The following is a 25,698-nucleotide window of genomic DNA, read 5'->3' as shown; positions in this document are numbered from 1 at the left end:
TGTGCGATCATCCGTCGCATGAAATTTTACGAAGAAGCGACATGGAATTGAATTTTTACAAGCCCGCCAAAACAGTCAGCGGTCCTGCATACAGCCGATGGTTCAAGCTGATGGCGACGATTTTTTCCGTTGCGCTGGTGGTCTATGCCATCGATATCGCGCGCCGCTTTCCTTTGCTGGAATATGGCTTCAGCGTCAAGGCCCTGCTGTTTTTTGCGGCATTGATGTTGGCCATCAGCTACTACTGGTTCTTGCGCTCGACCATCACGATCGATGAAAAAGGGATTACGCAAACCTGGATGTATAACCGGCATGTCGAATGGCGCGATGTGCGTAGCGCCAAGATGATAGGCGTGCCCTACGCCGGCTGGCTATTCCCGCCGCGCCTGGTGGTGCGCACGGGTAACTCCTTCACTACCTTCAATGGCGGCACACAAGATATCCTGATCGAGTTTGCGCACATATCGCTGGCATTCCAGATGCAAAAAATGGCGGGTAAATAATTCTGCCTGCGCGTTGAAATGCGCAACTTCCTCTCGTTGTTGGTCATCCGAGTCTTGTCCGAAAACGGCTAGACGCTGATTCATCCAGCGCGTATAAATGCGCCATGGATACCCCTTCTCTCAATGACATGCAGGATGGTGCAACCCTCACACATGAGAGTTGTTACCGCGCATTGGCAGCAAAAGATACACGCTTCGATGGTGTCTTTTTTACCGGCGTCAAAACCACAGGCATTTATTGCCGTCCGGTTTGTTCCGTCAAAACGCCACGCGCGTCTTCTTGCGTATTCTTCAGCACCGCCGCAGCAGCGGAGGCGGCCGGTTTCCGTCCCTGTCTGCGTTGCCGCCCCGAACTGGCGCCGTATGCCTTGCAGCAAAATCTTGCGTATGCAGTGTGGCAGCGTATCGCCGCAGGCGCATTGAATGATGGCGATGCCGAAAAACTGGCAGCAGAAGTGGGTTTGTCTTCGCGCCAATTGCGGCGTGTACTGCAGCAGCATTTTGGCGTCACGCCTATAGAGCTTGCGCAAACACAACGGCTGCTGTTTGCGAAAAAATTATTGCAGGAAACACGTTTTCCCATGAGCGACGTGGCGTACTCAGCCGGCTTCGGCAGCGTACGCCGATTCAATGCCTTGTTCCTTGCACGTTACGGCATGGCACCGACCAGCATACGACGTGCTGCAGAAAAATCATCCGCCTATGACGCGGATGCCATCACCTTGCGTCTGGCTTATCGCCCGCCATTTGCGTGGTCCGACATGCTGCATTATTTGTCAGGTCGTGCCATCGCCGGCGTTGAAGCGGTAATCGACAATGTGCCGGGCGACGTTTCGTATGCGCGTACCGTACGTCTGGACGGCGCCAGTGGCTGGTTGCATGTGCAGCATCTTCCTGAAAAACATCAACTGGAAGTGTCGGTGTCGAGCACGCTCGCGCATGCCTTGATGCCCTTGCTGGCACGTCTGCGCAGTCAGTTCGATCTCGATGCCAATCCGCAAATTGTTGCAGCACATTTGGCGCACGATCCATTGTTGGCCAGGCAAATTGATAAGACGCCGGGTTTGCGTGTGCCGGGTGCTTTCGATGTATTTGAGCTGGCAGTCCGCGCGGTGTTGGGGCAGCAAGTCAGTGTGGCGGGTGCGACTACCTTGTCGGCACGCATGGTGCACAAGTTTGGTGTCGCGACAGCCACGCCTTTCGCCGGCGTAACCCACCACTTTCCGACGCCGGAATGCCTGGCTATAGCGAGCGCGGCAGAGATCGCTGCCATTGGCTTGCCTGTCGCGCGTGCCGAGGCGATAGGCAATCTCGCACAGTTTGCAGTGCAAGGTGGGCTGCAGATCAGGCCGGGCGCATCCCTGACGGAAGTGATTGCACATTTGAAGACCGTACGCGGCATAGGTGAATGGACGGCGCAATACATTGCGATGCGTGCCTTGCGCTTCTCCGATGCCTTCCCGGCGGGCGACCTGGGTTTGCAAAAGGCCGCGACCGAATCGGTGGACGGACTGCGACTGACGGAAAAGCAGTTGCTGCTGCGCGCCGCCAAGTGGTCACCGTGGCGCGGGTATGCAGCGCTGTTGTTATGGCATGCGCTGGGGTGATTTGCTGATGTGATTGCTCAGCAAGAATTCTGATCAACGATTTAAAAGTAGCTGGACCGGCGCTGACCGGTAAAAGGAGACATCATGATTTCATATATAGAACATCCAAGCCCGCTAGGCATATTGCTGCTCGCGGCAAGCGACGCTGGCATTTGCGGAGTGTATTTTGAAGAGCACAAACATTTCAGGGGCAAGGATAATTGGTCACCAACTGCGACGCCATCCGCTGCCCTGCATTTAAAGCACGCAGCCAAACAGCTGGATGAATATTTTGCCGCCAAGCGTACCGGGTTTGATGTAAGGCTGGACATGACCGGCACGGAATTTCAGCGTGACGTGTGGACAGCCCTGACTGCGATCCCGTTCGGCAGCAGCGTCAGTTACACGCAGCATGCAGAAGCATTGGGCAAACCCAGAGCTGTGCGCGCAGTCGGCTCGGCCATAGGAAAAAATCCGGTTTCCATCATCGTGCCCTGCCATCGCGTAATCGGTTCATCCGGCGCGGTGACCGGTTATGCCGGCGGTCTGGAACGCAAGCGCTTCTTGCTCGCGCTGGAAAATGTGGCGGTGAACTGAATACGATTGCGGCGCCAATAAAAGATGACTGTAAGGAGCCTGAGAATTGCCCGCCTTTCAGTCATTCCATAGCAAATCCAGCTAGCCGAGATCCGTCGACCGATTTCATCAATCTGTTGCGTCCACCGTTTGAATCCGTCATCCAAAGCGGATATTTATTATTTTGAGTCGCTCAACATGCTGACAAAATCCAGAAATGCGCGTGTCTTGGCGGGGACATGATGCCGCGACGGGTACAGTGCATATAACGGGAAGCGCTCATCCGGCCAATCGGGAAAGAGATTGATCAGCTTGCCATCATCTACCAACTGCCGTACGCCGAATTCCATCGCCTGTGCGATCGCATGACCAGCCAGGCAAATGCTGTGCAATGTGCCTACGTCGTTCACCATTAATTGCCCGCTCGTCTCAACCGTCATGCGCTTTTTACCCTTGTGAAATTCCCAGTCAAATGCTCGACCAGTCACCGGATTGCGATATTGCAGGCAAGCATGCTGACCGTTTGCCAATTCCTTCGGCGACAGTGGCCGGCCAAAGCGCTTGATGTATGCCGGTGACGCGACCGTCAAAATGCGCGTATCCATCAGCTTGCGTGCCACCAGCGTTGACACCGGCGGTGGCCCAAAACGCACGGCAAGATCGAAGCCGTCGGCAATCATGTCACCCAGCTGATCGCGAGTAATCAGCTCCAGTTTCAGTTCAGGATATTTTTTCAGAAACGCGCCGAGTTGCGGGCCCAATACCCAACGCGAAAAGAATGGATCAACTGTCACACGCAATCGTCCACGCACCGTGGTTGTCCCTTGCGCGGCAGACGATGCCGCTTCTTCCAATCCGGATAACAACGGCATGATTTGCTCGTAGAATCGCCGTCCTTCGTCAGTCAACGCGACTGATCGCGTGGTGCGATCAAACAGCCGTATCCCTAGCCGTGCCTCAAGCCGGGCAATCGAGCGACTGACGCCGGATTGCGACATATCGAGAATGTCACCGGCGCCGGCAAAGCTACCGCTATCCACAATCGCGGACAGGACGCCCATGCCATTTAAGATGCGTTCATCAAACGCCATGATGTATGCCTTTATGTCATTTATCAAATGACACTCATGCTATCGCGAAATGTGTCCGCTGCGGTCAAAATGCTTTCCATCGCGACGCCTTTGTCGCTAATCGCTTAGGAGAACACTATGTATGCCATCACTGGAATCACAGGAAAAGTCGGTAGCATTGTTGCCAATACATTGCTCGCAGCAGGTCTGCCAGTGCGTGCCGTTGTGCGTGATGCGGAAAAAGGTAAAGCATGGGCGGCAAAAGGCTGCGAAGTCGCGATCGCCTCCAGCGCCGATGCCCACGCGATGGCCAAGGCATTTGCCGGTACTGCCGGCGTGTTCTTTATGACGCCGCCTAATTTTGACCCGGAGCCGGGCTTTCCGGAAAGCGTCAAGATTGTCACTGCTGTTGCCGTCGCGATCGAACAGGCCAAACCGGGCAAGGTGGTATTCCTGTCAACGGTTGGTGCACACGTTGCGGAACCCAATTTGCTAAATAACTCCAAGCTGACTGAAGAAGGTTTGCGCAAGGTATCGGTGCCGGTCGCCTTGCTGCGCGCCGCCTGGTTCATGGAAAACGCTGCATGGGATGTGGCTGCGGCCAGAAATGGCGTCATTCACAGCTTCCTGCAGCCGCTCGATCATAAGATCCCAATGGTTTCCACGCAGGATATCGGGCACACGATCGCCGATCTATTACGCGAGACGTGGAGCGGCACGCGGGTAATTGAGCTCGAGGGACCTCAACGATATTCCGCCAATGATGTTGCCGCCGCCTTTGCCAAAGCGCTCGGTCACCCAGTAAGCATTAATCCGGTGCCGCGCGATACTTGGGAGACACTCTTCCAGTCTCAGGGTATGCAATTCCCGATGCCGCGCATTCGGATGCTCGATGGCTTCAATGAAGGCTGGATCGATTTTGAGGGGAACGGCGCAGAAAAACGTAACGGGATAACTTCAATCGATGCAGTGCTGGGTGAATTGTCCTAAGCGGAAAGATTGAAAGCGCCGCCGATAGCGGACCGAAGCAATAGCCAGCTGTCCCGGCAGTTGGCTATTGCCTATCGTGCGCTGATCTCCGTAGTCCAGCGCACTATCTCGGTAATGGAGGCAGAAGGTGCCCCCACATGTGTGGCGTCCGGCTCGTACAGGACGGTGAGCGGATTGACAGGCAATGCATTGAACATGTCTTGTTTGACCTTGATCAAGCCCGGGTGGTCGGCTTTGGGTGCGATGAACAATACAGGTACGCGCGGATTGACATTCTTCGTTGCCATCGACTGGTTCATCGCACCATCCGGATTAAACCAGTCGAAATACCATGCTGCCGTAGTGTTCAGCGGTGTGACGCCCTTGGCACCTTCGTAATCTGCAAAGCGGGTTTTTTCATTGCCCTTGCCATCGGCAATCATCTTGCGCGCGTTGGCAACTTCGCCACCGAGCTTGTCCTGAAAAACGGGACTGCCGACATTGCCGCCAGGCGCAATCGCGACAATGCCGTCGATCACATGTTTGTTTGCAAAATAGAGCGTGAATAAACCGCCCTGGCTATGACCTGCCACGAACAGCCGATTCGCTCCCTTGCTGCGCAAAGTAGCAAGGGCAGATTCGACTTCAGCCTCGGCGGCACTCACGCTGGCGTCGTACTCGCGCCGGGCCGACCAGGGCATGTCCAGATTCGCCACGAGATACCCTTTTGTTTCCAGCGCGGAGGCCAGTTCCGCTACATGCCGAGTGGGTGCGCCGCCCTTGCCGTGCATGACCACGATGCCGATTTTAGGCGTTGATCCGGCATCGTTGGCGGCAAAGGTCGTTATGCTCACCAACGCAGCGGCAAGCAGTGCAAAGAAATGTTTCATTCGTCGCCTTGGTCAGTTAAGGAATTTTTGCCAAAGAGGAGCCAGTACCAGTAGGCACTGGCCGATCGACGGTTCTTACTGAACCAGACGAATTGCAAATGGATAGCGATACTCTTGTCCCTTGGATGCCGCTATCGCACCGAGTATGCAAAAGATAAGATTGGCGATATACAGAACCGGCACCAGAACAAAACCGATCAGGATGAATGCCAGCACCCACGCAATCAAGAATCCTATCGTCATGGTGATCTGAAAATTCAAGGCTTCCTTGGCTTGCGAATTGGCAAAGCCCGGGCTGTCTTTCTTGAGTATCCAGATAATCAGCGCACCGATAAAGCCGGTGAAAATTCCCAGCAAATGCGCGAGCATAGCGAGATTGCAATCGTCTTTGCCTGGACTGCCTACTTCGATTTGGTCCATGAAAACTCCCTGTACAAGTGTGCGTCGAAAGGTGTTGCCGTATGACGTTGCAGTGCGGAATACTCGGGACTGATAACAGGATAAGACGACACAGGCCGCTTTAGCAAGCAGCAGTCAGCGGCTGTGCCACAAAGATAGATCGTTGCCGCAAAACATCGGGGGCGCTTGATGCGCCCCCGATGTGATGTGAAGAATCTTGCTTATGCAGCGGCCTTTTTCGCTGCCGGTTTCTTGGCGGCAGCTTTTTTAGCCGGGGCTTTTTTTGCAGCAGGCTTTTTCGCCGCTACTTTCTTGGCGGCTTTGGCTGGTACTGCATCCGTTGCGGTTTCTTCTGCATCGTCCGCTACTGCTGCTGCCTTGCCTTTGCCTGGCACTTTCTCTTTGCGCGGTTCAAACTCAAAGCTGGTTTTGCCATCCTTGCCTCGCACCAGATAGGCCTTGAAGGCGCGACGCGTGCGTTGCGAGACGAATCCCGGCAACAAATCTGTCTTTCCTTCGTTGAGCAGCTTGCTCATTTGCTCGGGCAGGATTTCCTGTTGCAGGATGATGCGACCGCTGCGGAAGTCACAGGTCTTGGGCTTGGCGACAGAGTTTTCACATACATAGGAGAGCGGCATTTCGTACACATTGCCAGCACATTTCGGGCAAGGGCCGAGTGCGGTCTGGCCTGTGAAATCGACCGGCTCCGCATTTTCGTCGTCGTTCTGACCGAAGTCGAATTCAAGTTTGAAGTTCTTGATTTCTTCGTCGCGTGAAATTTTCAGCACGGCAGCGAATGGACGGCCCATCTTGGAGCGGAAACCTTGCAGCGGACCAATGGTTTTATTCTGCAACAGCTCTTCCACTTCGGCGACTTCAAACTGACGGCTGCCTGGTGTCTTGCTCATCGAGAATTCGCATTTGGTGCAAGCGAAGCGACGGTAGTTTTCTTTCACCACGCCCCCACAATTCGGGCACGGCGTGGTCAGTGTCGCGTAGTCGCCGGGTATCGTGTCGTTGTCGTATTCCTTGGCGCGTTTGACGATGATCTGCGTCATTTGCGCGATCTCGCGCATGAATTCTTCGCGACTGATCTTGCCGCGTTCCATTTCCGACAGCTTGTATTCCCATTCGCCTGTCAGTTCCGGCGCGGTTAATTCATTGACGCCCAGGCCGCGCAGCAAAGTCATTAACTGGAATGCCTTGGCGGTCGGAATCATCTCGCGACCTTCGCGCAGCAAGTACTTTTCGTTCAGCAAACCTTCGATGATGGCGGCGCGTGTCGCTGGCGTACCCAGGCCTTTGCCAGACATTGCTTCGCGCAAGCCTTCGTCGTCGATTAGTTTGCCGGCACCTTCCATCGCGGACAACAGTGTCGCCTCTGAATAGCGGGCCGGCGGCTTTGTGACGAGGCCGTTGGCGACGACGGATTCGGTTTTTACCTTCTCGCCTTTGGCGACTGGTACCAGCGTACCGCTGTTTTCCGGATCTTTTTCGTCTATGACTTCCTTGCCGTACACCGCGAGCCAGCCCGGATTGGTCATGACCTTGCCTTCAGTCTTGAACTGATGGCCGGAGACTTCGGTGAAGCGCGTGGTGACCTGGAATTCTGCCGCCGGGAAGAAGATCGACATGAAGCGGCGTGTCACCAGGTCATACAACTTCTGTTCTGGCTCGGACAAATTCTTGGGCGCTTGCGTGGTCGGGATGATTGCAAAGTGATCACTGATTTTCGTGTTATCGAAAATCCGTTTGTTCGGCTTGACCCATTTGTTGTTCAGGATATGCTTGGCAAACTGGTGATAGTTGTTGTTCTCGGCGACGACTTCCAGCGTTTCCAGCACGGTCGGCAAATAATCTTCCGGCAGGTGGCGCGAATCGGTACGCGGATAGGTCAATACTTTATGGCGTTCATACAAGGCTTGCGCCAGGCCGAGGGTGTTCTTTGCGGAGAAACCGAAACGTGCATTCGCTTCGCGCTGCAAGCTGGTCAGGTCGAACAATGCAGGCGCCATCGAAGTGGTGGGCTTGGATTCTTCGGTGACGTTGCCTTGCTTGCCGCCGCGGCAGGCGGTGACGATCGATTCTGCAGCGGCTTTGCTCCACAGGCGTTCGGCACGGCGTTCAGGATCGACTTCGTCTTTCTTGAATTTGGTGTCCAGCCAGCGGCCTTCATAAATGCCGGCGGCACAAATGAATTCAGCGCGCACTTCCCAGTAATCGCGTGAAACGAATTTTTTGATCTTCTCTTCACGCTCGACCACGATCGACAAGGTCGGTGTTTGCACACGACCAACAGTGGTCAGGTAGAAACCGCCTTCTTTGGAGTTGAATGCGGTCATCGCACGCGTACCGTTGATGCCTATCAGCCAGTCGGCTTCACTGCGGCAGCGTGCGGCATCTGCCAGTGGCGTCATTTCGCTATCGCTGCGCAGGTTCTTGAATGCCTCGCGTATCGCGGTGGGCGTCATCGATTGCAGCCACAAACGCTGGATAGGTTGCTTGGCTTTGGTATGTTGCGCGATCAGGCGGAAAATCAGTTCGCCTTCTCGCCCGGCATCGCATGCGTTGATCAGGCCGGTGACGTCCTTGCGCTTGATCAGCTTGTTGAGCACTTTGAGCCGCGATTCGGTCTTGGCGATCGGGTTCAGCGCAAAGTGCGGTGGAATCATGGGCAAATGTGTGAAGGTCCATTTGCCGCGCTTGACGTCGTATTCTTCTGGCACCGCGATTTCCAGCAGGTGACCGACGGCGGAAGACAGCACGTATTCGTCGGATTCAAAGTACTCATCGTGCTTGGTAAAGCCGCCGAGCGTCTTCGCGATATCGTTCGCGACTGATGGCTTCTCGGCAATGATGAGGGTTTTGGTCATGATTTTTGTTCTCTAATAAAGGTGCCGGCATCCATGGCTGGGTGCAGGTTGAGGCATACAGCTTATGGCGAGGGCGGCTTTTTTCAAGAAAGACCCGCGCTAATATAAGAGTTGCATAGCCGTCAAGCGGCCAATGATAAGCGCGTTGCGGCGAAATCCGCAAGCTTGCGACAAAAGAGTGGTGAAAAGAAACGTGAAAACGAGGCGGGGTTGTTGTTGAAGAGACATGTCCGGCAGCATGGCGCCCGTCCGGACATGTTTTACAGCCACTTATATTAGTGCAACATCCGCGGTGTGGCGTCGTCGTCGTCGAGAAAGAGTTCGTCGAAGATCAAACCATCCGGCTCCTTGCCCTGGCTCCACAACACCATCAAGACAATGACTTTGAGCTTGTCGAGCGAGATCGGCGATTCGCCGGCAGCCAGTGCGCGTTCAATCACGATTTCGCGCTGGATGGGATTGATCAGCTTGGCTGATTCCAGAAATTGAATGAAGCCGATCGCCGGGGTGCCGATCACATCGATTTCACGGTCGGCATAAATGCGGATGCCGAAAGAAAACGCGGTCTGATGCGGATAGGAATCGGAAAATTCGTTGGTGGTTTCGGCTAACGCAGTCAGCCAACCCAGCGCTTTGGAGATCTCTTCTTCCTCAAAGCCGATGGCGGACAATTTTTTTGTCAGCGCATCAGAGTCCGGGCAGGCATCGGGCCGGTAGTAGGTTTCGTACAGATAAACTAGAACATCAAACATGGCGTCACCGTAGCGCTTGGGTTAAGACGACACCATCGCGAGTGTCGTCAGGATCGGATGCGTATGAATCACGCTCTTTAGCTAAAACATTACAAAGAGGTGTTACGACAGCGGCAGATCAAAGACAGCGCTTACTGTTTTCAAGGATACCCTAAAAATGCCTATGCCAACAGCGGAACAAAATTTTTTGGCGCAGATGCCATGTCAAAGTGAAATGATATTTCCGAATGATGTGAGTTTGATAATCGCGCGGTGGTGAGCGACTCAACCCAGGCGACGATACAAGCCACCCGGTAACATTTCGAGCAAGCCGTTCAACTCTAGTGTGAGAAGTTGCCCATTCAAGGTGGCGATGTCGAGCTCGCAGCGTGCGGCCAGCGTGTCGGCATCCACCGGATCGAACCCCAATGCGTGCAACAGTTGCGCCGATTGCTCGTCGGGCTCGCTGTTTGTAGATGTGGGTGCCAGCGATGTGGTGGCCGGGATATATTGCAATTCTTCCAGTATGTCCTGTGCCGACTCGACCAGCTTCGCCCCTTGCTTGATCAGCAGATGACAACCCTTAGACAAGGGCGAATGGATCGAGCCGGGAATCGCAAACATATCGCGCCCCTGTTCTGCCGCCATGCGCGCAGTGATCAGCGAGCCGGATTGCAATGCAGCTTCGACTACCAGGACGCCGCGTGCCAAACCACTGATGATGCGATTGCGGCGCGGGAAGTTGGATGCGATCGCCGGCATGCCGAGCGGATACTCGCTGAGTATGCAGCCTGCTTCCGCAATCCGATGAGCGAGTGCACGATTGCGCGCCGGATAAACCAGATCGGCGCCGGTGCCTATGACGGCAATCGTCGAGCCGGCATGTTGTGCATGTTTGATAGCCAGCAAGCCGCCTTGATGCGCTGCAGTGTCTATGCCGAGCGCCATGCCGGAGACGATGCTCAAGCCGGCCAGACTCAATGCTTCAGAAAACTTCTCTGCATTGACTATGCCTTGGGTGGTGGCGTTGCGGCTGCCGACGACAGCCAGCGATGGTCTCGATAGCAAATCGATGCGCCCCTTTGCGTACAAAACGATGGGCGGATCAGAAATTTCCAGCAGTGCGAGTGGATAAGCAGCATCGGCCAGTGTCAACACGTGATTGCCCGGCTGCTCAGCCCAGGCTTGCGTTTGTTCTGTCAGCAGGCTGACGGTTTCAGAAACAGGCGCAAGCAGTGCGCGCGCGATGCGATCAGGGACGACTTTCTGCAGCGCGGATAATTCGGTGTTGAATATATTGTGTGGCAGCCCGAAGGCGCCGAGCAGCTTGCGCGCCGTATCCGGTCCGACGCCAGCAGTTTGCTCGAGCCGCAACCAGCTTGCGAGATCGTCGGGCGCCGGCATTATGCAGACACAGGCAAAAGAATCTTGGGCTCAAATAAAAACCGGCCCTGCATGCTAGGCATCAAGTCGCTCAGGGATAAGCGCATGAAGAGCATGTCAGGGCCGGAGGGTGAGTGTCTGGCTTACTCAGGTGATCTGGCAACGTCCGCAATTTGTACGGTATCGGTAACCTGCATGACCAACCCGTACGAGATATTGTTGAAGACGCGGAAGATCAGCAGCGTGCCATACGTTTCGTCCGGCAGCTTGATGAGGCCACGGCCATTGCCTTCAGTGCGGTCTGCCGTCAATATCCCCAAGCGTTGCAGTTCCAGTACGGTGCCGATATCGAGACCATCCTTGCTACCGCGATTGATTGATACGATTTGATTCTGGCCGGCTTGCGAGACGCCGCCGTATACGGCCACGATTTGTGCATCCACTTGCTGTTCAGGTGCATGTGGCACGCTATTCATGAAGGGCTTGGGTTCCACCGCGATCAGGCGATCGCGCACGCCCATTTCTTCCTTGACGTTGGTTACGGTGAACGTGTGCGGCTCATTTTGCGCTCTGCTCAAACGCTGCAGTTTCAAGGTGCCGAGATAGACCGATTCATAACCGATGATCTTTTTGGTCGCGGGGTCCTTCAATGGTTTGCCCGGGCGGAACGCTTCAAATTCAGTATGGCCGTTCAATTCACCACGCACATAGGCTTTGTCGCCATTGCCGAGGTAGACATGGCCTTCTTGTACTGCAACGATACGCGGTGCGGTGTTTAATTCATTTTCTTCGACAATCAGCGGTTTGGTCAGAAACGCTTGAATGGCTGCCAGCGTCACGGTAGAAATCGCATCGTTAGGGGCGTCGCTGGAGCGTACTTGTGGCGACAGGCGCACGGTAGACATGTCGCCGCTATCGCTGCCGGCACCTCGGCCCAGGCGCAATTTGCCAGCGACGCGATCGAAATAAACAACCTGTCCCGGATAGATCCAGTGAGGGTTGTGTATTTGCTCGCGATTCATGTCCCACACCTGCGGCCAGCACCATGGGCGCTGCAGAAATTTGCCCGAAATATCCCACAAGGTATCGCCGCGCACGACTATGTGCTGATCCGGTGCGTTAGGCAAAAATGCGCAATTTGTTTTGCTGGCGACTGCTTTTGCCGGGGTCTGGGCGTAGGTGCTAATGGGTAAAACGACGGAAGTGAAAGCGAGAAAGAGTGCAGCTGTGCTAAAATTTTTCATGGTTTGTCCGGTGAGCTTGACCAATTGTGACGCCATTACTGTGCTGCAGCATGTTATGAGTGAAATAACACATTCGTCAAAAAACTTGCTAAATTGAATCAAATTCTGCACATAAATCCTTGAAGTAGCAAGAAAACCACGCTGTTAACCTGCCGCCTTGTTGCGCAAAAGCCGTATGTCCATATTAAATATTCTGCGTTACCCCGATTCACGGCTGCATAAAATTGCCAAGCCAGTTACCGTATTCGATGCGCGCATCAAGACGCTGGTCGCCGATATGGCCGAAACCATGTATGACGCGCCTGGTGTCGGTCTGGCCGCGTCGCAAGTCGATGTGCATGAGCAAGTGATCGTCATCGACACGTCGGAAACCCATTCGGAATTGCGTGCCTACATCAATCCGGAGCTGATCTGGGTCAGTCCGGAAATGCAAATTTACGATGAGGGTTGTCTGTCTGTACCCGGCGTGTATGACGGCGTCGAACGCCATGCGAAGGTCAAGGTGCGCGCCTATGACGTCGATGGCAAGCAGTTCGAGCTGGAAGCCGAGGGCTTGCTGGCGGTATGTATACAGCATGAAATGGATCACTTGAAGGGTAAGGTATTTGTCGAATACCTGTCGCCGCTGAAGCGCAATCGCATCAAGACCAAGATGCTGAAGGAAGAGCGCGAATTGAATCGCCATAGCAACAAGGTAGCGCAACACTGATTCACCGGGCTGCGGCAGCGTTGCCGCAGCGAAGACCTGTGTTCCCTTGCTGAAAATGCATGCAAGGGTTCGCATCCGCCGTCTGTCGTACTACAATCCCTTCCATGAAAATCATATTTGCCGGTACGCCGGAATTCGCGGCGGTCGCGTTGGCAACCCTGCACGCGGCCGGGTTCGAGATTCCGCTGGTGTTGACGCAGCCGGATCGCCCTGCCGGTCGCGGCATGCAATTGCATGCATCCGCTGTCAAACAGTTCGCATTGGCACATAACATTCCAGTGGCGCAACCGGTGTCGCTGCGTCTGGATGGTAAATTTCCGGAGATTGCGCAACAAGCGCACGACTTGCTGCGTGCCACCCCGCACGACGTCATGGTGGTGGCTGCGTATGGTTTGATCCTGCCGCAATCGGTGCTGGATATTCCGCCGCTCGGCTGCCTGAACATTCACGCGTCATTGCTGCCACGCTGGCGCGGCGCCGCCCCCATTCACAGGGCAATTGAAGTCGGCGATGTGGAAACCGGTGTCACCATCATGCAGATGGAACTGGGTCTGGATACCGGGCCCATGCTGTTGATGCAAAGTCTGCCGATCGCAGCCGACGACACGACCGCGAGTCTGCACGACAAGCTGGCCAAGCTCGGAGGCGAGATGATCGTCGAGGCCTTGCGCAAGCTGGAGCAAGGCGGCCTGACTGCAACGCCGCAGCCGGAAGCAGGCGCGAACTATGCAGCGAAAATTGCGAAGGACGAGGCAACTCTGGACCTCGCGCAATCGGCAACCGAGCTGGCACGCAAGATACGCGCATTCAATCCTTTCCCCGGTGCGATGGGTATCTGCAATGGCACGCCAGTCAAATTTTGGCAGGCTGAAGCAGTGGAATCTTCAAATCAATGGCAAGTTGGCCAGGTCATCTCGGCCAATGCGCATGACGGCGTGGTGATTGCGTGCGGCGAGGGTGCCCTGCGCGTCAGTGAACTGCAAAAGCCGGGCGGCAAGCGCTTGTCGGCCGCCGAGTTCATCAAGGGATTTCCTTTGCAGGATCAGTGTTTCGACTGAAGTTCGTTGACTACTTTCAGCTGACTTACGCGGTGGTTGCACCTTTCCGCAAACCCTTGATTTCACGTATAATTTTTACTGCGCCGATTTGATTGAACAAGTCAAAACCAGCTTGCGGGCGCCAGAATAAATTCCCTGAGAATTTACTCTAAAAATACTGCTAAAGCGGCGCTTGGTAACCCGGTCCCGTTCTGCAGACCGGGTTTTTGCATTTATGCATAGAAACGTTAACGATCAATAAAGAATTCACAATGAAACGCGACGCTATCTCCCCGACCGAAACTCTCTTGCGCGACCTGATGGCGCGCCGCATCCTGATTCTGGATGGCGCGATGGGAACCATGATTCAGCAATACAAGCTGACGGAAGAGGATTATCGCGGCACGCGTTTTGCAGATCTGGCTGCGGCTGGTGTGCATGTGCCAGCCGGTCGTGAACTGTTCGTCAAAGGCAATAACGAATTGCTGTCGCTGACGCAGCCGCATGTCATCAGCGAAATTCATGAAAAGTATCTGGCGGCAGGTGCCGATCTGATCGAAAGCAATACCTTCGGTGCGACCACCGTGGCGCAAGACGATTACCACATGGGTCATCTCGCTTATGAAATGAACGTCGCATCGGCGCGCCTGGCGCGCGCAGCTTGCGACAAGTATTCGACGCCGGACAAGCCGCGCTTTGTCGCCGGTGCATTGGGGCCGACCCCGAAGACGGCATCGATCTCGCCGGACGTCAACGATCCTGCCGCACGCAATGTGACTTTCGATCAACTGGTCACTGCGTATCTGGATCAGACGCGCGCGCTGGTTGAAGGCGGTGCCGATGTGCTGCTGGTTGAAACCATTTTCGATACGCTGAACTGCAAGGCCGCACTGTTCGCGATCGATCAGTTTTTCGAGGAGTCTGGCAAGCGTTTGCCGATCATGATTTCCGGCACCGTGACCGATGCATCGGGCCGCATTCTGTCAGGCCAGACGGTGCCTGCATTCTGGCATTCGATTCGTCATGCGCGGCCGCTTACAGTGGGTTTGAATTGCGCCCTTGGTGCGGCGTTGATGCGTCCGTATGCGGAAGAATTGTCGAAGATCGCCGATACCTATGTCTGCATTTATCCGAATGCGGGCTTGCCGAATCCAATGAGCGATACCGGTTTCGACGAGACGCCGGATGTGACGTCGTCGCTGCTGAAGGACTTCGCCGAAAGCGGCTTCGTCAATATCGCTGGTGGCTGCTGCGGTACCACGCCTGACCATATCCGGGCGATCGCAGAAACGGTCAAGACGATCGAGCCGCGGCTGGTGCCATCGGTTGCGCCGACCATGAAATTGTCCGGCCTCGAGCCGTTTGTGATCGATGATCAATCGTTGTTCGTCAACGTCGGTGAGCGCACCAACGTTACCGGCTCGAAAGCATTTGCACGTCTGATCATCAACGAGCAATACGATGAAGCATTGGCGGTCGCACGCCAGCAAGTTGAAAACGGCGCGCAGGTCATCGACATAAACATGGATGAAGCGATGCTCGATTCGCAAGCGGCGATGTCGCGCTTTTTGAATCTGGTGGCGTCCGAACCGGACATCGCACGCGTACCTATCATGATCGATTCGTCTAAATGGTCGGTGATCGAAGCCGGCTTGAAGTGCGTGCAGGGCAAGGCGATCGTCAATTCGATCTCGATGAAAGAGGGCGAGGAGAAATTCCTGCATGAAGCGAAGCTGTGTCGTCGTTATGGCGCGGCCGTGATCGTGATGGCCTTCGATGAAAAAGGTCAGGCCGATACCTTCGAACGCAAGATCGAAATCTGCGAACGCGCATACAACTTGCTGATCAAGGAAGTGGATTTCCCGCCGGAAGACATCATCTTCGATCCGAATATTTTCGCGATCGCGACCGGCATTGAAGAACACAATAACTACGCGGTCGACTTCATCAATTCGGTACGCTGGATCAAGGAGAATCTGCCGCACGCAAAAATCAGCGGCGGTGTCTCCAACGTCAGCTTCAGCTTCCGCGGCAACGATCCGGCGCGCGAAGCAATCCACACCGTGTTCCTGTATCACGCGATCAAGGCCGGCATGACGATGGGCATCGTCAACGCCGGCATGGTGGGCGTGTACGACAACCTGTCGCCAGAGTTGAAAGAACGTGTCGAAGACGTAGTACTGAATCGTCGCGAAGATGCGACCGAACGCATGATCGAAATCGCGTCGACGCTGAAGGCCGGCGACAAGAAAGAAGAAGCCACGCTCGAATGGCGCAGCGGCACCGTGCAGCAGCGTCTGGCGCATGCGCTGGTACAAGGCATCACGCAATGGATAGTCGAAGACACCGAAGAAGCGCGGCAGGAATTACTGGGCAATGGCGGGCGGCCTATTCATGTGATCGAAGGTCCATTGATGGACGGCATGAACATCGTCGGCGACTTGTTCGGCCAGGGCAAAATGTTCTTGCCGCAGGTGGTGAAGTCCGCACGTGTGATGAAACAGGCAGTCGCCCATCTGATTCCATTCATTGAAGAAGAGAAGCGCTTGCTGCAAGAGCAGACCGGCATCGTCAGCAAGCCGAAAGGCAAGATCGTGATCGCCACTGTCAAAGGCGACGTGCATGACATCGGCAAGAATATCGTGTCGGTCGTCCTGCAATGCAATAACTTCGAAGTCGTTAACATGGGCGTGATGGTACCGTGTTCGGAAATCCTGGCGAAGGCCAAGGAAGAGAATGCCGACATCATCGGTCTGTCGGGTTTGATTACGCCTTCTCTGGAAGAAATGGCTTACGTTGCCAAGGAAATGCAGCGCGACGAATATTTCCGTGGTCTGAAAGTGCCCCTGCTGATCGGTGGCGCGACCACCAGTCGGGCGCATACCGCAGTCAAGATCGCGCATAACTATGACGGTCCGGTGGTCTATGTGCCGGACGCATCGCGCTCGGTCTCGGTCGCCCAATCATTGCTGACGCCCGAGCATCGCGATGCCTACATTGCCGAAATCGCGACTGATTACGAACGCATACGCGAGCAGCACGCCAATAAAAAAGCGGTGCCCATGTTGAGTCTGGCGGATGCGCGTGCGAATAAAACAAAACTCGATTTCACCGGCAAGTTCGCACCCATCAAACCGAAATTCATAGGTCGTCGCGTATTCAAGAACGTTGATCTTGCGACGATTGCACAATACATCGATTGGGGTCCGTTCTTTCAGACCTGGGACCTCGCCGGCCCTTACCCCGCGATTCTGAACGATGAGGTGGTCGGCGATGCGGCGACCAAGGTTTTTGTCGAAGGTCAGGCCTTGCTGAAGAAGGTCATTGACGGACGCTGGCTGACCGCCAATGGTGTGATCGCCCTTCTGCCTGCCAACAGCGTCAATGATGATGACATTGAAGTCTACACCGATGAAACGCGGACCAAGGTTGCGTTTACCTATTACGGCTTGCGTCAGCAGACCGTCAAGCCGGTGATCGACGGCGTGGCCCGCCCGAATCAATGTCTGGCCGATTTCATTGCGCCGAAATCATCCGGCGTGGCGGATTACATCGGCTTGTTTGCCGTGACTGCCGGCCTCGGCATCGAGAAGTACGAAAAGCGCTTTGAAGATGCGCATGACGATTACTCATCGATCATGCTGAAGTCGCTGGCCGATCGTCTGGCCGAGGCATTTGCCGAGCATTTGCATGAGCGCGTGCGCAAGGATTTGTGGGGCTACGCCAGCGACGAGCAATTGAGTAATGAAGCCTTGATCAAGGAAGAATATTCCGGCATACGTCCTGCTCCCGGCTATCCGGCTTGTCCCGAACATACGGTCAAGGCCGATATGTTCAACATCTTGCAGGCGGAAGAAATCGGCATGATGCTGACCGATTCGTTTGCGATGTTCCCGGGCGCCGCGGTATCAGGTTTCTACTTTGCCCATCCGGAAGCGAAATACTTTGTCGTCGGCAAAGTCGGCAACGATCAAGTCAGCGATATGGTGAAACGTCGAGGTGCGTCGAAAGAGGATGTGGAACGCTGGTTGGCGCCCAACTTGTCGTAATCCGACTCATCGCACGACACGCGGTGGCCCAACAGTCGCCCAACAAAAAAGCTGCAAAAAGTTTGCAGCTTTTTTTATGTCTTGTCGGGTTTGATTGCCAACAGGGCAAGAGGCCGCGCTTAAGCCAGCGGCAAACCGTCGATGAATACTTTTAATTCACCGCTCTTGAATGCCACCCATGTTTCATTCGTCGTTAATGGTTCGGTAACGATGATGGCGACGCGATCATTCGGCGTGGTTACTTCCGAGAAATCCACTTTCATGTCTTCATCGCACAACACGGCTTCGGCAAACGGATATTGCCGCACGATGTAATGCAGATTTGTCGAGCAATGCGCAAATAGCGCCGAGCCATCCGACAGCATCATGTTGAAGGTGCCGTGCACGGCAATCTTGCTGCATAGTGCTTCGATTGCGGCGGTCAGTTGCGGCAGTGTCGGCAAGGCATCGTCAAAACGGCGGCGCAGTTCCTGCAGGATGTAGCAGAACGCCGCTTCACTATCGGTGCTGCCTACCGGCTGGTATGGACCATTCAATTCCGGATTGAAATCCTTCAGGTCGCCGTTGTGGGCGAAGACGAAATAGCGACCCCATAATTCGCGCACGAATGGATGGCAGTTCTCAAGCGCGATGCGGCCTTGCGTCGCCTTGCGGATATGGGCGATGACATTTTTTGATTTAATCGGGCAGCGTCGTATCAGTTCGGCAACCGGTGATTCGGTGGCGGATTGGTAGTCGACAAAATGACGCACGCCTGCGCCCTCAAAAAAGGCAATGCCCCACCCGTCGTTGTGATTATCGGTGCGGCCGCCGCGTGTGGCAAAGCCGGTGAAGCTGAACACGATATCGGTGGGAACATTGCAATTCATTCCAAGAAGCTGACACATGTATTTCCGTAATTATTTGTGATGTAAAGCGGCTGGCTTTTGTTGCGCAGGTTTTTCAACACAGTATCACGACTCGCCTCATGCTCAACGTTGGTCCGGAATTTCTGCGAGGTTTTGACCACGGCCGATCTGTGGTGTTTTCCGCATAAAACATTGAAATATCGATCACTTGTCGAGTCGGAATTGGAATGTCAAAGTCCGGTCATAATCGACAACTAGCATGAGCCCTATCAATTTATCTATCGGGTGACTCATGAGCGTGCGAAATTTACTGATCCAGGGTGGTACCAGTCTTGTACAAAATGCGCAGGGCGTAACGAACTGGAGCACTAGGGCAATCGCCACTTCGCATACCTGCATTGACAGCATTGCAGCGACGCCGAACCATGCAGCTCGCCCACCGACGGTATTTGATGCCGGTGGCTTGCTGGTGTTGCCCGGGATGGTGGATATTCATGGCGATGCCTTCGAGCGGCAATTGCAACCGAGGGCAGATGCCTTCTTTTCCCATGAGATCGCGCTGGCTGATACGGATCGTCAGTTAGTCGCCAACGGTATTACGACGGCCTGCCATGGGCTGACGTATTCGTGGGAAGGCGGCTTGCGCGGACGGGAATCCGCGATCGCTCTGCTGGAACAAGTCGCTCGGCAACGCAAGATGAACCATGCCGATCACCGCATTCATTTACGTTTTGAAAATCATCATATCGATGGCCTGGCCGATGCCTTGCAATGGATACATCAGGGGCGCATTGATTTCCTCGCCTTTAATGAGCATCTGCCTGCGATTGCGGAAAAATCCCTGTCACCGGAAAAATTGGCTACTTATAGCGAGCGCGCACGTTGCGATACGCAGACCTATCTGCGTCGCTTGAAAAAAGCACAGGAGCGCTCTGATCAAGTGCCGTATGTCGTCGCCACTCTTGCCAAAGCCTGTCGTGCTCGGGGCGTGCCTATGGCTTCGCACGGCGACCAGACGTTCCTGCAAAGGGAGCGCTATCAGGAATTAGGCGTGACCATCAGCGAATTCCCCCGCACGCAGGAGGCAATTTTGACGGCGATGGGGTTGGATAATCAGGTGGTCATGGGCGCACCGAATGTCTTGTTAAGCGGCAGCCATTGCGGTGGCTTGGCGACCGAAGATGCCGTGAGGAGCGGCATGTGCGACATGCTGGCTTCCGATTATTATTATCCGGCGATGTTGCATGCGCCCTTCAAGCTGGCACATCTTGGCTTGTGCACACTGGCGCAGGCATGGTGTCTGGTGGCGCAAAATCCGGCCCGTGCCTTGGGTCTGGAAGATCGCGGACACATACGTGATGGCGGCCGTGCCGATATGCTGATGGTGGATGTGTCAGCGGCAGGCAGCGCGCGTCTGGTAGCGACGATTGCGGCTGGCAAAATCGCCTACTGTGCAGATCCTGCGCGTTTGCACATGCCGCAGTCGCATGAGTTGGCGGCCTGAGGGCGCGCGTAGCTCCTTGTCTTAGTCGGCAAGTCTTGTAGCGGTGTTTTGCGCAAGTTCTATCCGGCAACGCCATATGTCATGTCCTGATGCCTGATACTTTTGCTCGAACGGCGTAATCGCCTGTTGCGGTACGTAAGGCAGGCAAGCAACTTGCTGCTGCGTTACCAGCGCCAATGCCGTACGGAATTCTTCAATATAGATGCGCCAGTTGCTGCGACATTCCAGCGTGCCACCCAGCGCAATAATCGTTGGAAAAATGGCGTGCCCATGCCAGCGCCGCGCCAGATGCCCTATCTTCGGCCACGGATTGGGATACAGGATGTAATGTCGCTCCAGTCGTATCCCGCTGTGCAATAGCAGCCGCCAGTAATCAACCAGATCGGCTCGCACACGCGTGAAATTGTGTGGCAGCGCTTGCGGCCATTGCGTATTGCGAGCGATCCGATCTGCGGATTGATCGACGCCGATTACAAAATGATCGGGGAATTGCGTTGCCAGATGCAAGGTTGACAAGCCCACGCCGCAAGCGGCATCCAGTATCAACGGCTTTGCGCCAGCAGCCCGCCAGGCATCAATGCTGCGTTCGAACGCAGCGCGATTGTAATCAGTAACGGGTTTTTGAAACGGGTGTGTCAGGTGCTTGAGCAGCAGTGCGTTCAAGTCTTTGTGCACGTTGCTTTGACTGCTGCTTATTTGATGGGAGTTCGCATGCATCGCGATAGCACGGTAAAGAAAATCGAGGGGTTATGCTTTTGGGATGTCGAATGATAAATGAAAGTCAGGCAATAAAAAAGCGACCCCTGCGGATCGCTTTTGCTGACATAAAGCATGCTTAGTGAAAGACGACAGCCTGGCTCATGAATGGATCATAGTTGCCGAGAAAATCATCAATCTCTTCCACGCTTGGTTCGGTGGCGATCAAATCCTTCACTTCGCGGCGAAACGATTCTGCCAGTGCACCCGCGATGAATACTTCTCGCTTGGATGGTTTATCCATGATTTCATAACCGCCGAAACGCAATGCATCCTGATCGGCATCCGCACCGAATTCCACTACGCTGTACTGATCGCTGTTGTAGATAACGTTCATATGAATCTCCTGTTGCCAATGCAATGAAATCATTGCGTTGATAGAGAAATGGCGCAGATTGGAAAAATTTCAAGCCCTGAACCAAATCGCTGGTTCATAACTTGGTAACGGCTTGTAACAGCAAATATTGAGCAGAACTAACGATGATTAACAATGTGACTAAAACAACATGGTTATTTTCATTGTTGTTTAGTTATGCATTACACACTATGTCATCTGTGAGCGACATCAAGCTGTCGTAAGGTGCTTCTGAGAGAAAGAGGCGAAGTTGGTCTATGTGTTCGCTATTGGCAACGCTGATGTAAAGTCGTTCTGGCTGGGTGCGCAACATGCGATTCAAATGTACGCGCATGATCATGTTGCCAACGCAGCACATGCAGCCTGGCGCAATGCGGACAATGGTCAGATTGGGGCTGGACGCCAGAGTATCGATTGCACTGTTGCCGTCTGGCAGGCCTTCGAGAATAATCGCGGTCTGCAGGCTGGGATTGAGGTTGCTGAGAATGACGGCTTCGCGGTCTTTGGCGCGCGCGCCCATCACCAGGGATGTCAGTGTCATATTCCTTTTTTTGCAATCTTGCCCGGCTCTACACCCAACTGCTTGAGCTTGCGATACAGGTGTGTACGTTCCAGTCCGGTTTTTTCCGCTACGCGCGTCATGCTGCCGCCTTCCTGTCCCAGATGATGTTCGAAGTAGGCGCGCTCGAAAGCATCGCGTGCTTCGCGCAAGGGCAATTCAAACGAGGCAGTAAAAAATTGGGTATCGGCCGACATTAGCGATGCCGGAATACTTTGCTGGTAAGCGATGCCGGTTGCTGGCGGCAGATTTTTATCATTAGCCAGATGGTGGGGGTCGATTGAGGCGATAGGCGCACGCACGGGGATGGCTGCTACGCGGGTGACTTCCTGTCCGCGCGAAATACCTTGTTGCACAGCTTTCAAAAGCTTTTGCAACGAGATAGGCTTTTCGAGGAAGTTGAGCGCACCGATGCGGGTTGCTTCGACTGCAGTATCGATGGTCGCATGTCCCGACATCATGATCACAGGCATCGTCAGCAAACCATCGCGCTGCCATTCCTTGAGCAGAGTGACGCCGTCCGTGTCTGGCATCCAGATATCAAGCAAAACCAGATCAGGTTTTGCTGCAGCGCGCAGTTCTCGTGCTTGCTGGGCGTTCTCGGCTGTTGCCACGACATGACCTTCGTCCCCCAGAATTTCGGAGAGCAATTCGCGTATTCCCATTTCGTCGTCAACAACTAGAATGTTTGCCATCTGTTCACCTCCCTCAACGTAGTGTCACCCTCTATCCAAGCCTTGTAGTTCGGACTTTTTCAAGAGGCTAACTTTAACAGCAAAATTGCCACTTTTGCACCATTCGTGGTAGTTCGATTTTTGACATCGATACGGCCGCCGTGTTCTTCAATAATTTTCTTCACCATAGCAAGGCCCAGGCCAGTGCCGCGTGGTTTGGACGTAATGTAGGGTTCAAATGCATGTGCCAGAATTTTCGGAGAGAAACCCGGGCCATTATCGGTAATGGACAGTTGCACTGCGTTACTGACAGTGCCATCCGAACTGCGATAATGAATTTCTTCCGTAATAATATCAATACGGGCAGGGGTGTCTTTGTTTGGGCGGTCACTGACCGCGTCTTGCGCATTCTGCAGCAGATTGTGTATGACCTGGCGCAATTGTGTAGGGTCGCCCATTACATGCGGCAAGCCATCACCTAAATTGGCGTAAATGATATCGCGCTCATCGCCAGCGAGATACAGATGCAGAATTTCTTCTATCAGTGCATTCAGATCGAGTTCGGACAGCACTGCTGGCGGTGTCTTTGCATAGTCACGGAAATCGTCGACCATGCGCTTCATCGCAGTAACCTGATTGACGATAGTCGCAGTGCTGCGCTCCAGTATTTTGGCATCCGGCTCGCTCAACTTGCCTTCGAGTTTCATCTGCAGGCGTTCGGCCGACAGTTGTATCGGGGTCAGCGGGTTCTTGATTTCATGCGCGAGGCGTCGCGCTACTTCGCCCCATGCAATCGAGCGCTGCGCAGAAATCACGTCGGAGATGTCATCGAATACCACCACATAACCGCTGTCCCTCGCGGCCGGCAGGCGCGATCCGCGTGCCAGCAATGAAATATCGTTTTCCGCTTCCGGCCCGCCCATTCGGCGCGGCACATCGATCTGATGTTGCCAATGCAGATTCTCGGCACCGACGCCGCCCGCTGCCGACTGCGCACTTTGTTCGGAAAACGATTGCGTGATTACGTGCGCGAATGCGCTCAAGCCATCAATCTCCTTGATGGGTTTGCCGATATGCTGGGCGAAGTCATGCTCCAGAATGCGTTCCACCGATTCATTGCAGGTAACGAGTCTGAAATTGCGGTCGAGCACCATCACACCCGCCGACATATTGGCGAGTACGGATTCCAGATAACCTTTGGCGTTTTCCAGTTCGTTGCGGTTTTTTTCTACCGATGCGCGCGCGTCGAACAACTGGCGTGTCATGGTGTTGAAGGATTGTGTCAGGGTGCCGAGCTCATCCGAGGTTGCAATAATAGGTCTGGGCGACAGATTGCCTTCGGCCACAGCTTTGGTGCCCTCCGCCAGCAACAGCAGTGGTTTGGCCAGATCGCTGGCGATCAAAAATGCACCGGCAATCGCGCCGAAGATGGCCAGCAGTAGGGTGAGCGTCAAGGTCACGATATAGATTTTGCGCAGTCCTGTGCGCGCAATATAGCGTTCCTGATATTCACTGTAGGCCACGCGTAGCGCTTCTGCATTGGTTGCCAGTTGTTCCGGCACTGGTTGCAGCAGTTGCAGATAACGTGGCTCGGTTTGAAAGGATAAGGTCCTGCTTGCACTCGGAATCGCGACGACAACGCGCAAACGCAAACTGTTGCCTGGGTTGGCTGCAGGGGTGGTGATTGTATTGGTCGTTGCGTTGCTGACAGCCGGGCTGTTGTCCTGAAAATCGGTATTACCTTCGATAACTGCGTATCCACGCGTCAGCCTGGCCTGGCGCAACATCGCCGCAGTAGGCAAGTCGGGCAGGAAGGCGCTGAGCTGTGAGCCGGAGCTTGCCACCATCTGGCCGTTGCCGGTCACGATGACAGCTTCCTGCGACAGGTTTTGGTCGCGTATGCGCGACAACTGGGTGATCTGGTTGGCTTCGGATGAATCGGATAATTCCAGCGCCATGTTGCGCGCCCTGACGCGTAATTCATCCAGAGAAGAATCGAGTGCGGCACGACCTAGATTGAGACCGGCTTCCAGTGCGGATTCAACCCGTACGTCAAACCATGATTCTATCGAGCGCGAAACAAATTGCACGGAGACGGTATAAATCACTGCGCCTGGCAAGATGCCGATCATGGCAAACAGCAGCACCAATTTTGCCATCAACCTGGAGCCAAACTTGCCGCGCCGATAGCGCTTGTATAAACGTATCAGCAACAATGTAACCAGCATCAGCAATGCCGCGGCAACGACTGCATTGAGAATCAGCAGCCACGGGTAATTGCGTTCGAACAGGTTGGAGTTTTCTGACGCGGAGGCCAGCAGGAATAGAAGGATACTGATAACGGCGCCGCCAACTATCAGCAAATACCGAAGTAACCTGGTCACTGCCGTTCCGCCGTATAGAGAAAGTGCTTCCAGTTCGAAGTCAGGCGCCAGTCGCTGCTATTGAGCGCATGGACCTGAAACGGCTTGGGAAGCTGGGCAACATCGAGTTGCATACGGACCGACACGGAATAAGTCTGGCCAACCTTTAATGCATTTCGGTCGGCGACTACCCAGCGATTCGGACGACGAACAAGAGAGAGGGCATCGTCCAGCGTCGGAAAGCTTTGCTGCAGCCGTCCGGTAATGGCGGCGTGATATTGCCGCGTGAGGACGTTGTAGGAAATACGTATGGTTTGCGATTCCACGATTTCTTTTGTGTCAAACCAGTACCAGCGTGGTTTGGTGATTTCTATCTCGGTCGTAAAGTATAAGGGGATGCCGCGATTCAGCGCATCTTCCAGTCCACGATTCAAATCGAAAGCAAAGGTCGACGATAGTCGATAACCTTCGCTGCTGTCTTCCAGGTGTGCTTGCTCAATCTCGATGCCGTCTGCTGCCCGTGCATTCACAAACTGCAGCGAAAACGCCAGCAGCAAGGTGGTGCAAAGCCAATAGAGGAAAGTGGGAGAGTGTAGTTTCACGCGTGATGACAGTGCAAT

Annotated in this window: 22 protein-coding genes; 8 read left to right on the top strand and 14 right to left on the bottom strand. The window is 54.4% G+C overall.

Translation table 11 applies throughout. The features are described from left to right. The first annotated feature begins 41 nt into the window (after window positions 1-41). The 3 genes from ACFQO0_RS05810 (at window position 42) to ACFQO0_RS05800 (ending at window position 2,686) form a co-directional block, all read left to right on the top strand. Complete coding sequence (locus ACFQO0_RS05810; protein WP_382233066.1) at window positions 42-503, top strand: hypothetical protein; 462 nt, start codon at window positions 42-44, stop codon at window positions 501-503. 104 nt (window positions 504-607) lie between these two features. Further along, complete coding sequence (locus tag ACFQO0_RS05805) at window positions 608-2,110, top strand: DNA-3-methyladenine glycosylase 2 family protein (RefSeq protein ID WP_382233065.1); 1,503 nt, start codon at window positions 608-610, stop codon at window positions 2,108-2,110. Between the two features lie 84 nt (window positions 2,111-2,194). Continuing rightward, window positions 2,195-2,686, top strand: a complete 492-nt coding sequence (locus ACFQO0_RS05800; protein WP_382233064.1) for a methylated-DNA--[protein]-cysteine S-methyltransferase — start codon at window positions 2,195-2,197, stop codon at window positions 2,684-2,686. Between the two features lie 158 nt (window positions 2,687-2,844). On the opposite strand, the gene ACFQO0_RS05795 is transcribed toward ACFQO0_RS05800, so the two are convergent. Beyond that, window positions 2,845-3,756, bottom strand: coding sequence for a LysR family transcriptional regulator (locus ACFQO0_RS05795; RefSeq protein ID WP_382233063.1), 912 nt, complete (start codon window positions 3,754-3,756; stop codon window positions 2,845-2,847). A 117-nt stretch (window positions 3,757-3,873) separates the two neighbouring features. On the opposite strand from ACFQO0_RS05795, the gene ACFQO0_RS05790 reads away from it, so the two are divergent. Further along, window positions 3,874-4,725 (top strand): NmrA family NAD(P)-binding protein, encoded by an 852-nt coding sequence (locus ACFQO0_RS05790; protein WP_382233062.1) that lies wholly within the window; start codon window positions 3,874-3,876, stop codon window positions 4,723-4,725. Window positions 4,726-4,796: 71 nt separating this feature from the next. Here the strand turns inward: ACFQO0_RS05790 and ACFQO0_RS05785 are convergent, their stop codons facing one another. The 6 genes from ACFQO0_RS05785 to ACFQO0_RS05760 all read right to left on the bottom strand — a co-directional run bounded on the left by ACFQO0_RS05785 (window position 4,797) and on the right by ACFQO0_RS05760 (window position 12,224). After that, window positions 4,797-5,594 carry an alpha/beta hydrolase gene (locus ACFQO0_RS05785; RefSeq protein ID WP_382233061.1) on the bottom strand — a complete coding sequence of 266 codons (798 nt, stop codon included), beginning with the start codon at window positions 5,592-5,594 and terminating at the stop codon, window positions 4,797-4,799. A 75-nt stretch (window positions 5,595-5,669) separates the two neighbouring features. Continuing rightward, on the bottom strand, window positions 5,670-6,014 hold the full coding sequence (locus ACFQO0_RS05780) for a DUF4870 domain-containing protein (RefSeq protein ID WP_382233060.1): 345 nt from the start codon (window positions 6,012-6,014) through the stop codon (window positions 5,670-5,672). 200 nt (window positions 6,015-6,214) lie between these two features. Further along, on the bottom strand, window positions 6,215-8,866 hold the full coding sequence (locus tag ACFQO0_RS05775; RefSeq protein WP_382233059.1) for a DNA topoisomerase III: 2,652 nt from the start codon (window positions 8,864-8,866) through the stop codon (window positions 6,215-6,217). 275 nt (window positions 8,867-9,141) lie between these two features. Then, on the bottom strand, window positions 9,142-9,618 hold the full coding sequence (locus ACFQO0_RS05770) for a Smg family protein (protein ID WP_382233058.1): 477 nt from the start codon (window positions 9,616-9,618) through the stop codon (window positions 9,142-9,144). A gap of 264 nt (window positions 9,619-9,882) precedes the next feature. Then, window positions 9,883-11,001, bottom strand: coding sequence for a DNA-processing protein DprA (gene dprA, locus ACFQO0_RS05765; protein WP_382233057.1), 1,119 nt, complete (start codon window positions 10,999-11,001; stop codon window positions 9,883-9,885). 122 nt (window positions 11,002-11,123) lie between these two features. After that, window positions 11,124-12,224 (bottom strand): LysM peptidoglycan-binding domain-containing protein, encoded by a 1,101-nt coding sequence (locus ACFQO0_RS05760; RefSeq protein WP_382233056.1) that lies wholly within the window; start codon window positions 12,222-12,224, stop codon window positions 11,124-11,126. Between the two features lie 175 nt (window positions 12,225-12,399). On the opposite strand from ACFQO0_RS05760, the gene def reads away from it, so the two are divergent. The 3 genes from def (at window position 12,400) to metH (ending at window position 18,019) form a co-directional block, all read left to right on the top strand. Further along, window positions 12,400-12,933 (top strand): peptide deformylase, encoded by a 534-nt coding sequence (gene def / locus ACFQO0_RS05755; protein ID WP_382233055.1) that lies wholly within the window; start codon window positions 12,400-12,402, stop codon window positions 12,931-12,933. Between the two features lie 104 nt (window positions 12,934-13,037). Next, window positions 13,038-13,991 (top strand): methionyl-tRNA formyltransferase, encoded by a 954-nt coding sequence (gene fmt / locus ACFQO0_RS05750; protein WP_382233054.1) that lies wholly within the window; start codon window positions 13,038-13,040, stop codon window positions 13,989-13,991. A gap of 251 nt (window positions 13,992-14,242) precedes the next feature. After that, window positions 14,243-18,019 carry a methionine synthase gene (gene metH, locus ACFQO0_RS05745; protein ID WP_382233053.1) on the top strand — a complete coding sequence of 1,259 codons (3,777 nt, stop codon included), beginning with the start codon at window positions 14,243-14,245 and terminating at the stop codon, window positions 18,017-18,019. Window positions 18,020-18,138: 119 nt separating this feature from the next. Here metH and ACFQO0_RS05740 read toward each other — a convergent pair whose 3' ends face one another. Then, window positions 18,139-18,906 (bottom strand): class II glutamine amidotransferase, encoded by a 768-nt coding sequence (locus ACFQO0_RS05740; RefSeq protein ID WP_382233052.1) that lies wholly within the window; start codon window positions 18,904-18,906, stop codon window positions 18,139-18,141. Window positions 18,907-19,159: 253 nt separating this feature from the next. Between ACFQO0_RS05740 and ACFQO0_RS05735 the strand changes: the two genes are divergently transcribed. Then, on the top strand, window positions 19,160-20,371 hold the full coding sequence (locus ACFQO0_RS05735) for an alpha-D-ribose 1-methylphosphonate 5-triphosphate diphosphatase (protein WP_382233051.1): 1,212 nt from the start codon (window positions 19,160-19,162) through the stop codon (window positions 20,369-20,371). A gap of 21 nt (window positions 20,372-20,392) precedes the next feature. Here the strand turns inward: ACFQO0_RS05735 and trmB are convergent, their stop codons facing one another. The 6 genes from trmB to ACFQO0_RS05705 form a co-directional block, all read right to left on the bottom strand. Further along, complete coding sequence (trmB, locus tag ACFQO0_RS05730; RefSeq protein ID WP_382233050.1) at window positions 20,393-21,088, bottom strand: tRNA (guanine(46)-N(7))-methyltransferase TrmB; 696 nt, start codon at window positions 21,086-21,088, stop codon at window positions 20,393-20,395. A 118-nt stretch (window positions 21,089-21,206) separates the two neighbouring features. Further along, window positions 21,207-21,464: a BTH_I0359 family protein gene (locus ACFQO0_RS05725; protein ID WP_382233049.1), complete on the bottom strand. Its 258-nt coding sequence runs from the start codon at window positions 21,462-21,464 to the stop codon at window positions 21,207-21,209. Window positions 21,465-21,657: 193 nt separating this feature from the next. Further along, window positions 21,658-22,023 carry a GTPase gene (locus ACFQO0_RS05720; protein ID WP_382233048.1) on the bottom strand — a complete coding sequence of 122 codons (366 nt, stop codon included), beginning with the start codon at window positions 22,021-22,023 and terminating at the stop codon, window positions 21,658-21,660. Beyond that, window positions 22,020-22,736, bottom strand: coding sequence for a response regulator (locus tag ACFQO0_RS05715; RefSeq protein ID WP_382233047.1), 717 nt, complete (start codon window positions 22,734-22,736; stop codon window positions 22,020-22,022). The genes ACFQO0_RS05720 and ACFQO0_RS05715 overlap by 4 nt, the downstream gene beginning before the upstream one ends. Window positions 22,737-22,795: 59 nt before the next feature. Beyond that, entirely contained in the window at window positions 22,796-25,099 is a 2,304-nt protein-coding gene (locus ACFQO0_RS05710; protein WP_382233046.1) for a sensor histidine kinase, read from the bottom strand. Further along, window positions 25,096-25,680 carry a DUF4390 domain-containing protein gene (locus ACFQO0_RS05705; RefSeq protein ID WP_382233045.1) on the bottom strand — a complete coding sequence of 195 codons (585 nt, stop codon included), beginning with the start codon at window positions 25,678-25,680 and terminating at the stop codon, window positions 25,096-25,098. Before ACFQO0_RS05705 ends, ACFQO0_RS05710 begins: the two co-directional genes overlap by 4 nt. Window positions 25,681-25,698 lie beyond the last annotated feature (18 nt).

Source organism: Herminiimonas aquatilis, from assembly GCF_042665175.1.
Classification (GTDB): Bacteria; Pseudomonadota; Gammaproteobacteria; order Burkholderiales; family Burkholderiaceae_D; genus Oxalicibacterium; species Oxalicibacterium aquatilis.
This window is presented reverse-complemented; position numbering and strand designations above follow the sequence as displayed.

What these genes read in the sequence shown, in the direction of transcription:
- ACFQO0_RS05810 (WP_382233066.1), top strand. Translation starts at nt 42, where the DNA reads ATGGAATTGAATTTTTACAAGCCCGCCAAAACAGTCAGCGGTCCTGCA.
- ACFQO0_RS05805 (WP_382233065.1), top strand. Translation starts at nt 608, where the DNA reads ATGGATACCCCTTCTCTCAATGACATGCAGGATGGTGCAACCCTCACA.
- ACFQO0_RS05800 (WP_382233064.1), top strand. Translation starts at nt 2,195, where the DNA reads ATGATTTCATATATAGAACATCCAAGCCCGCTAGGCATATTGCTGCTC.
- ACFQO0_RS05795 (WP_382233063.1), bottom strand. Translation starts at nt 3,756, where the DNA reads ATGGCGTTTGATGAACGCATCTTAAATGGCATGGGCGTCCTGTCCGCG.
- ACFQO0_RS05790 (WP_382233062.1), top strand. Translation starts at nt 3,874, where the DNA reads ATGTATGCCATCACTGGAATCACAGGAAAAGTCGGTAGCATTGTTGCC.
- ACFQO0_RS05785 (WP_382233061.1), bottom strand. Translation starts at nt 5,594, where the DNA reads ATGAAACATTTCTTTGCACTGCTTGCCGCTGCGTTGGTGAGCATAACG.
- ACFQO0_RS05780 (WP_382233060.1), bottom strand. Translation starts at nt 6,014, where the DNA reads ATGGACCAAATCGAAGTAGGCAGTCCAGGCAAAGACGATTGCAATCTC.
- ACFQO0_RS05775 (WP_382233059.1), bottom strand. Translation starts at nt 8,866, where the DNA reads ATGACCAAAACCCTCATCATTGCCGAGAAGCCATCAGTCGCGAACGAT.
- ACFQO0_RS05770 (WP_382233058.1), bottom strand. Translation starts at nt 9,618, where the DNA reads ATGTTTGATGTTCTAGTTTATCTGTACGAAACCTACTACCGGCCCGAT.
- dprA (WP_382233057.1), bottom strand. Translation starts at nt 11,001, where the DNA reads ATGCCGGCGCCCGACGATCTCGCAAGCTGGTTGCGGCTCGAGCAAACT.
- ACFQO0_RS05760 (WP_382233056.1), bottom strand. Translation starts at nt 12,224, where the DNA reads ATGAAAAATTTTAGCACAGCTGCACTCTTTCTCGCTTTCACTTCCGTC.
- def (WP_382233055.1), top strand. Translation starts at nt 12,400, where the DNA reads ATGTCCATATTAAATATTCTGCGTTACCCCGATTCACGGCTGCATAAA.
- fmt (WP_382233054.1), top strand. Translation starts at nt 13,038, where the DNA reads ATGAAAATCATATTTGCCGGTACGCCGGAATTCGCGGCGGTCGCGTTG.
- metH (WP_382233053.1), top strand. Translation starts at nt 14,243, where the DNA reads ATGAAACGCGACGCTATCTCCCCGACCGAAACTCTCTTGCGCGACCTG.
- ACFQO0_RS05740 (WP_382233052.1), bottom strand. Translation starts at nt 18,906, where the DNA reads ATGTGTCAGCTTCTTGGAATGAATTGCAATGTTCCCACCGATATCGTG.
- ACFQO0_RS05735 (WP_382233051.1), top strand. Translation starts at nt 19,160, where the DNA reads ATGAGCGTGCGAAATTTACTGATCCAGGGTGGTACCAGTCTTGTACAA.
- trmB (WP_382233050.1), bottom strand. Translation starts at nt 21,088, where the DNA reads ATGCATGCGAACTCCCATCAAATAAGCAGCAGTCAAAGCAACGTGCAC.
- ACFQO0_RS05725 (WP_382233049.1), bottom strand. Translation starts at nt 21,464, where the DNA reads ATGAACGTTATCTACAACAGCGATCAGTACAGCGTAGTGGAATTCGGT.
- ACFQO0_RS05720 (WP_382233048.1), bottom strand. Translation starts at nt 22,023, where the DNA reads ATGACACTGACATCCCTGGTGATGGGCGCGCGCGCCAAAGACCGCGAA.
- ACFQO0_RS05715 (WP_382233047.1), bottom strand. Translation starts at nt 22,736, where the DNA reads ATGGCAAACATTCTAGTTGTTGACGACGAAATGGGAATACGCGAATTG.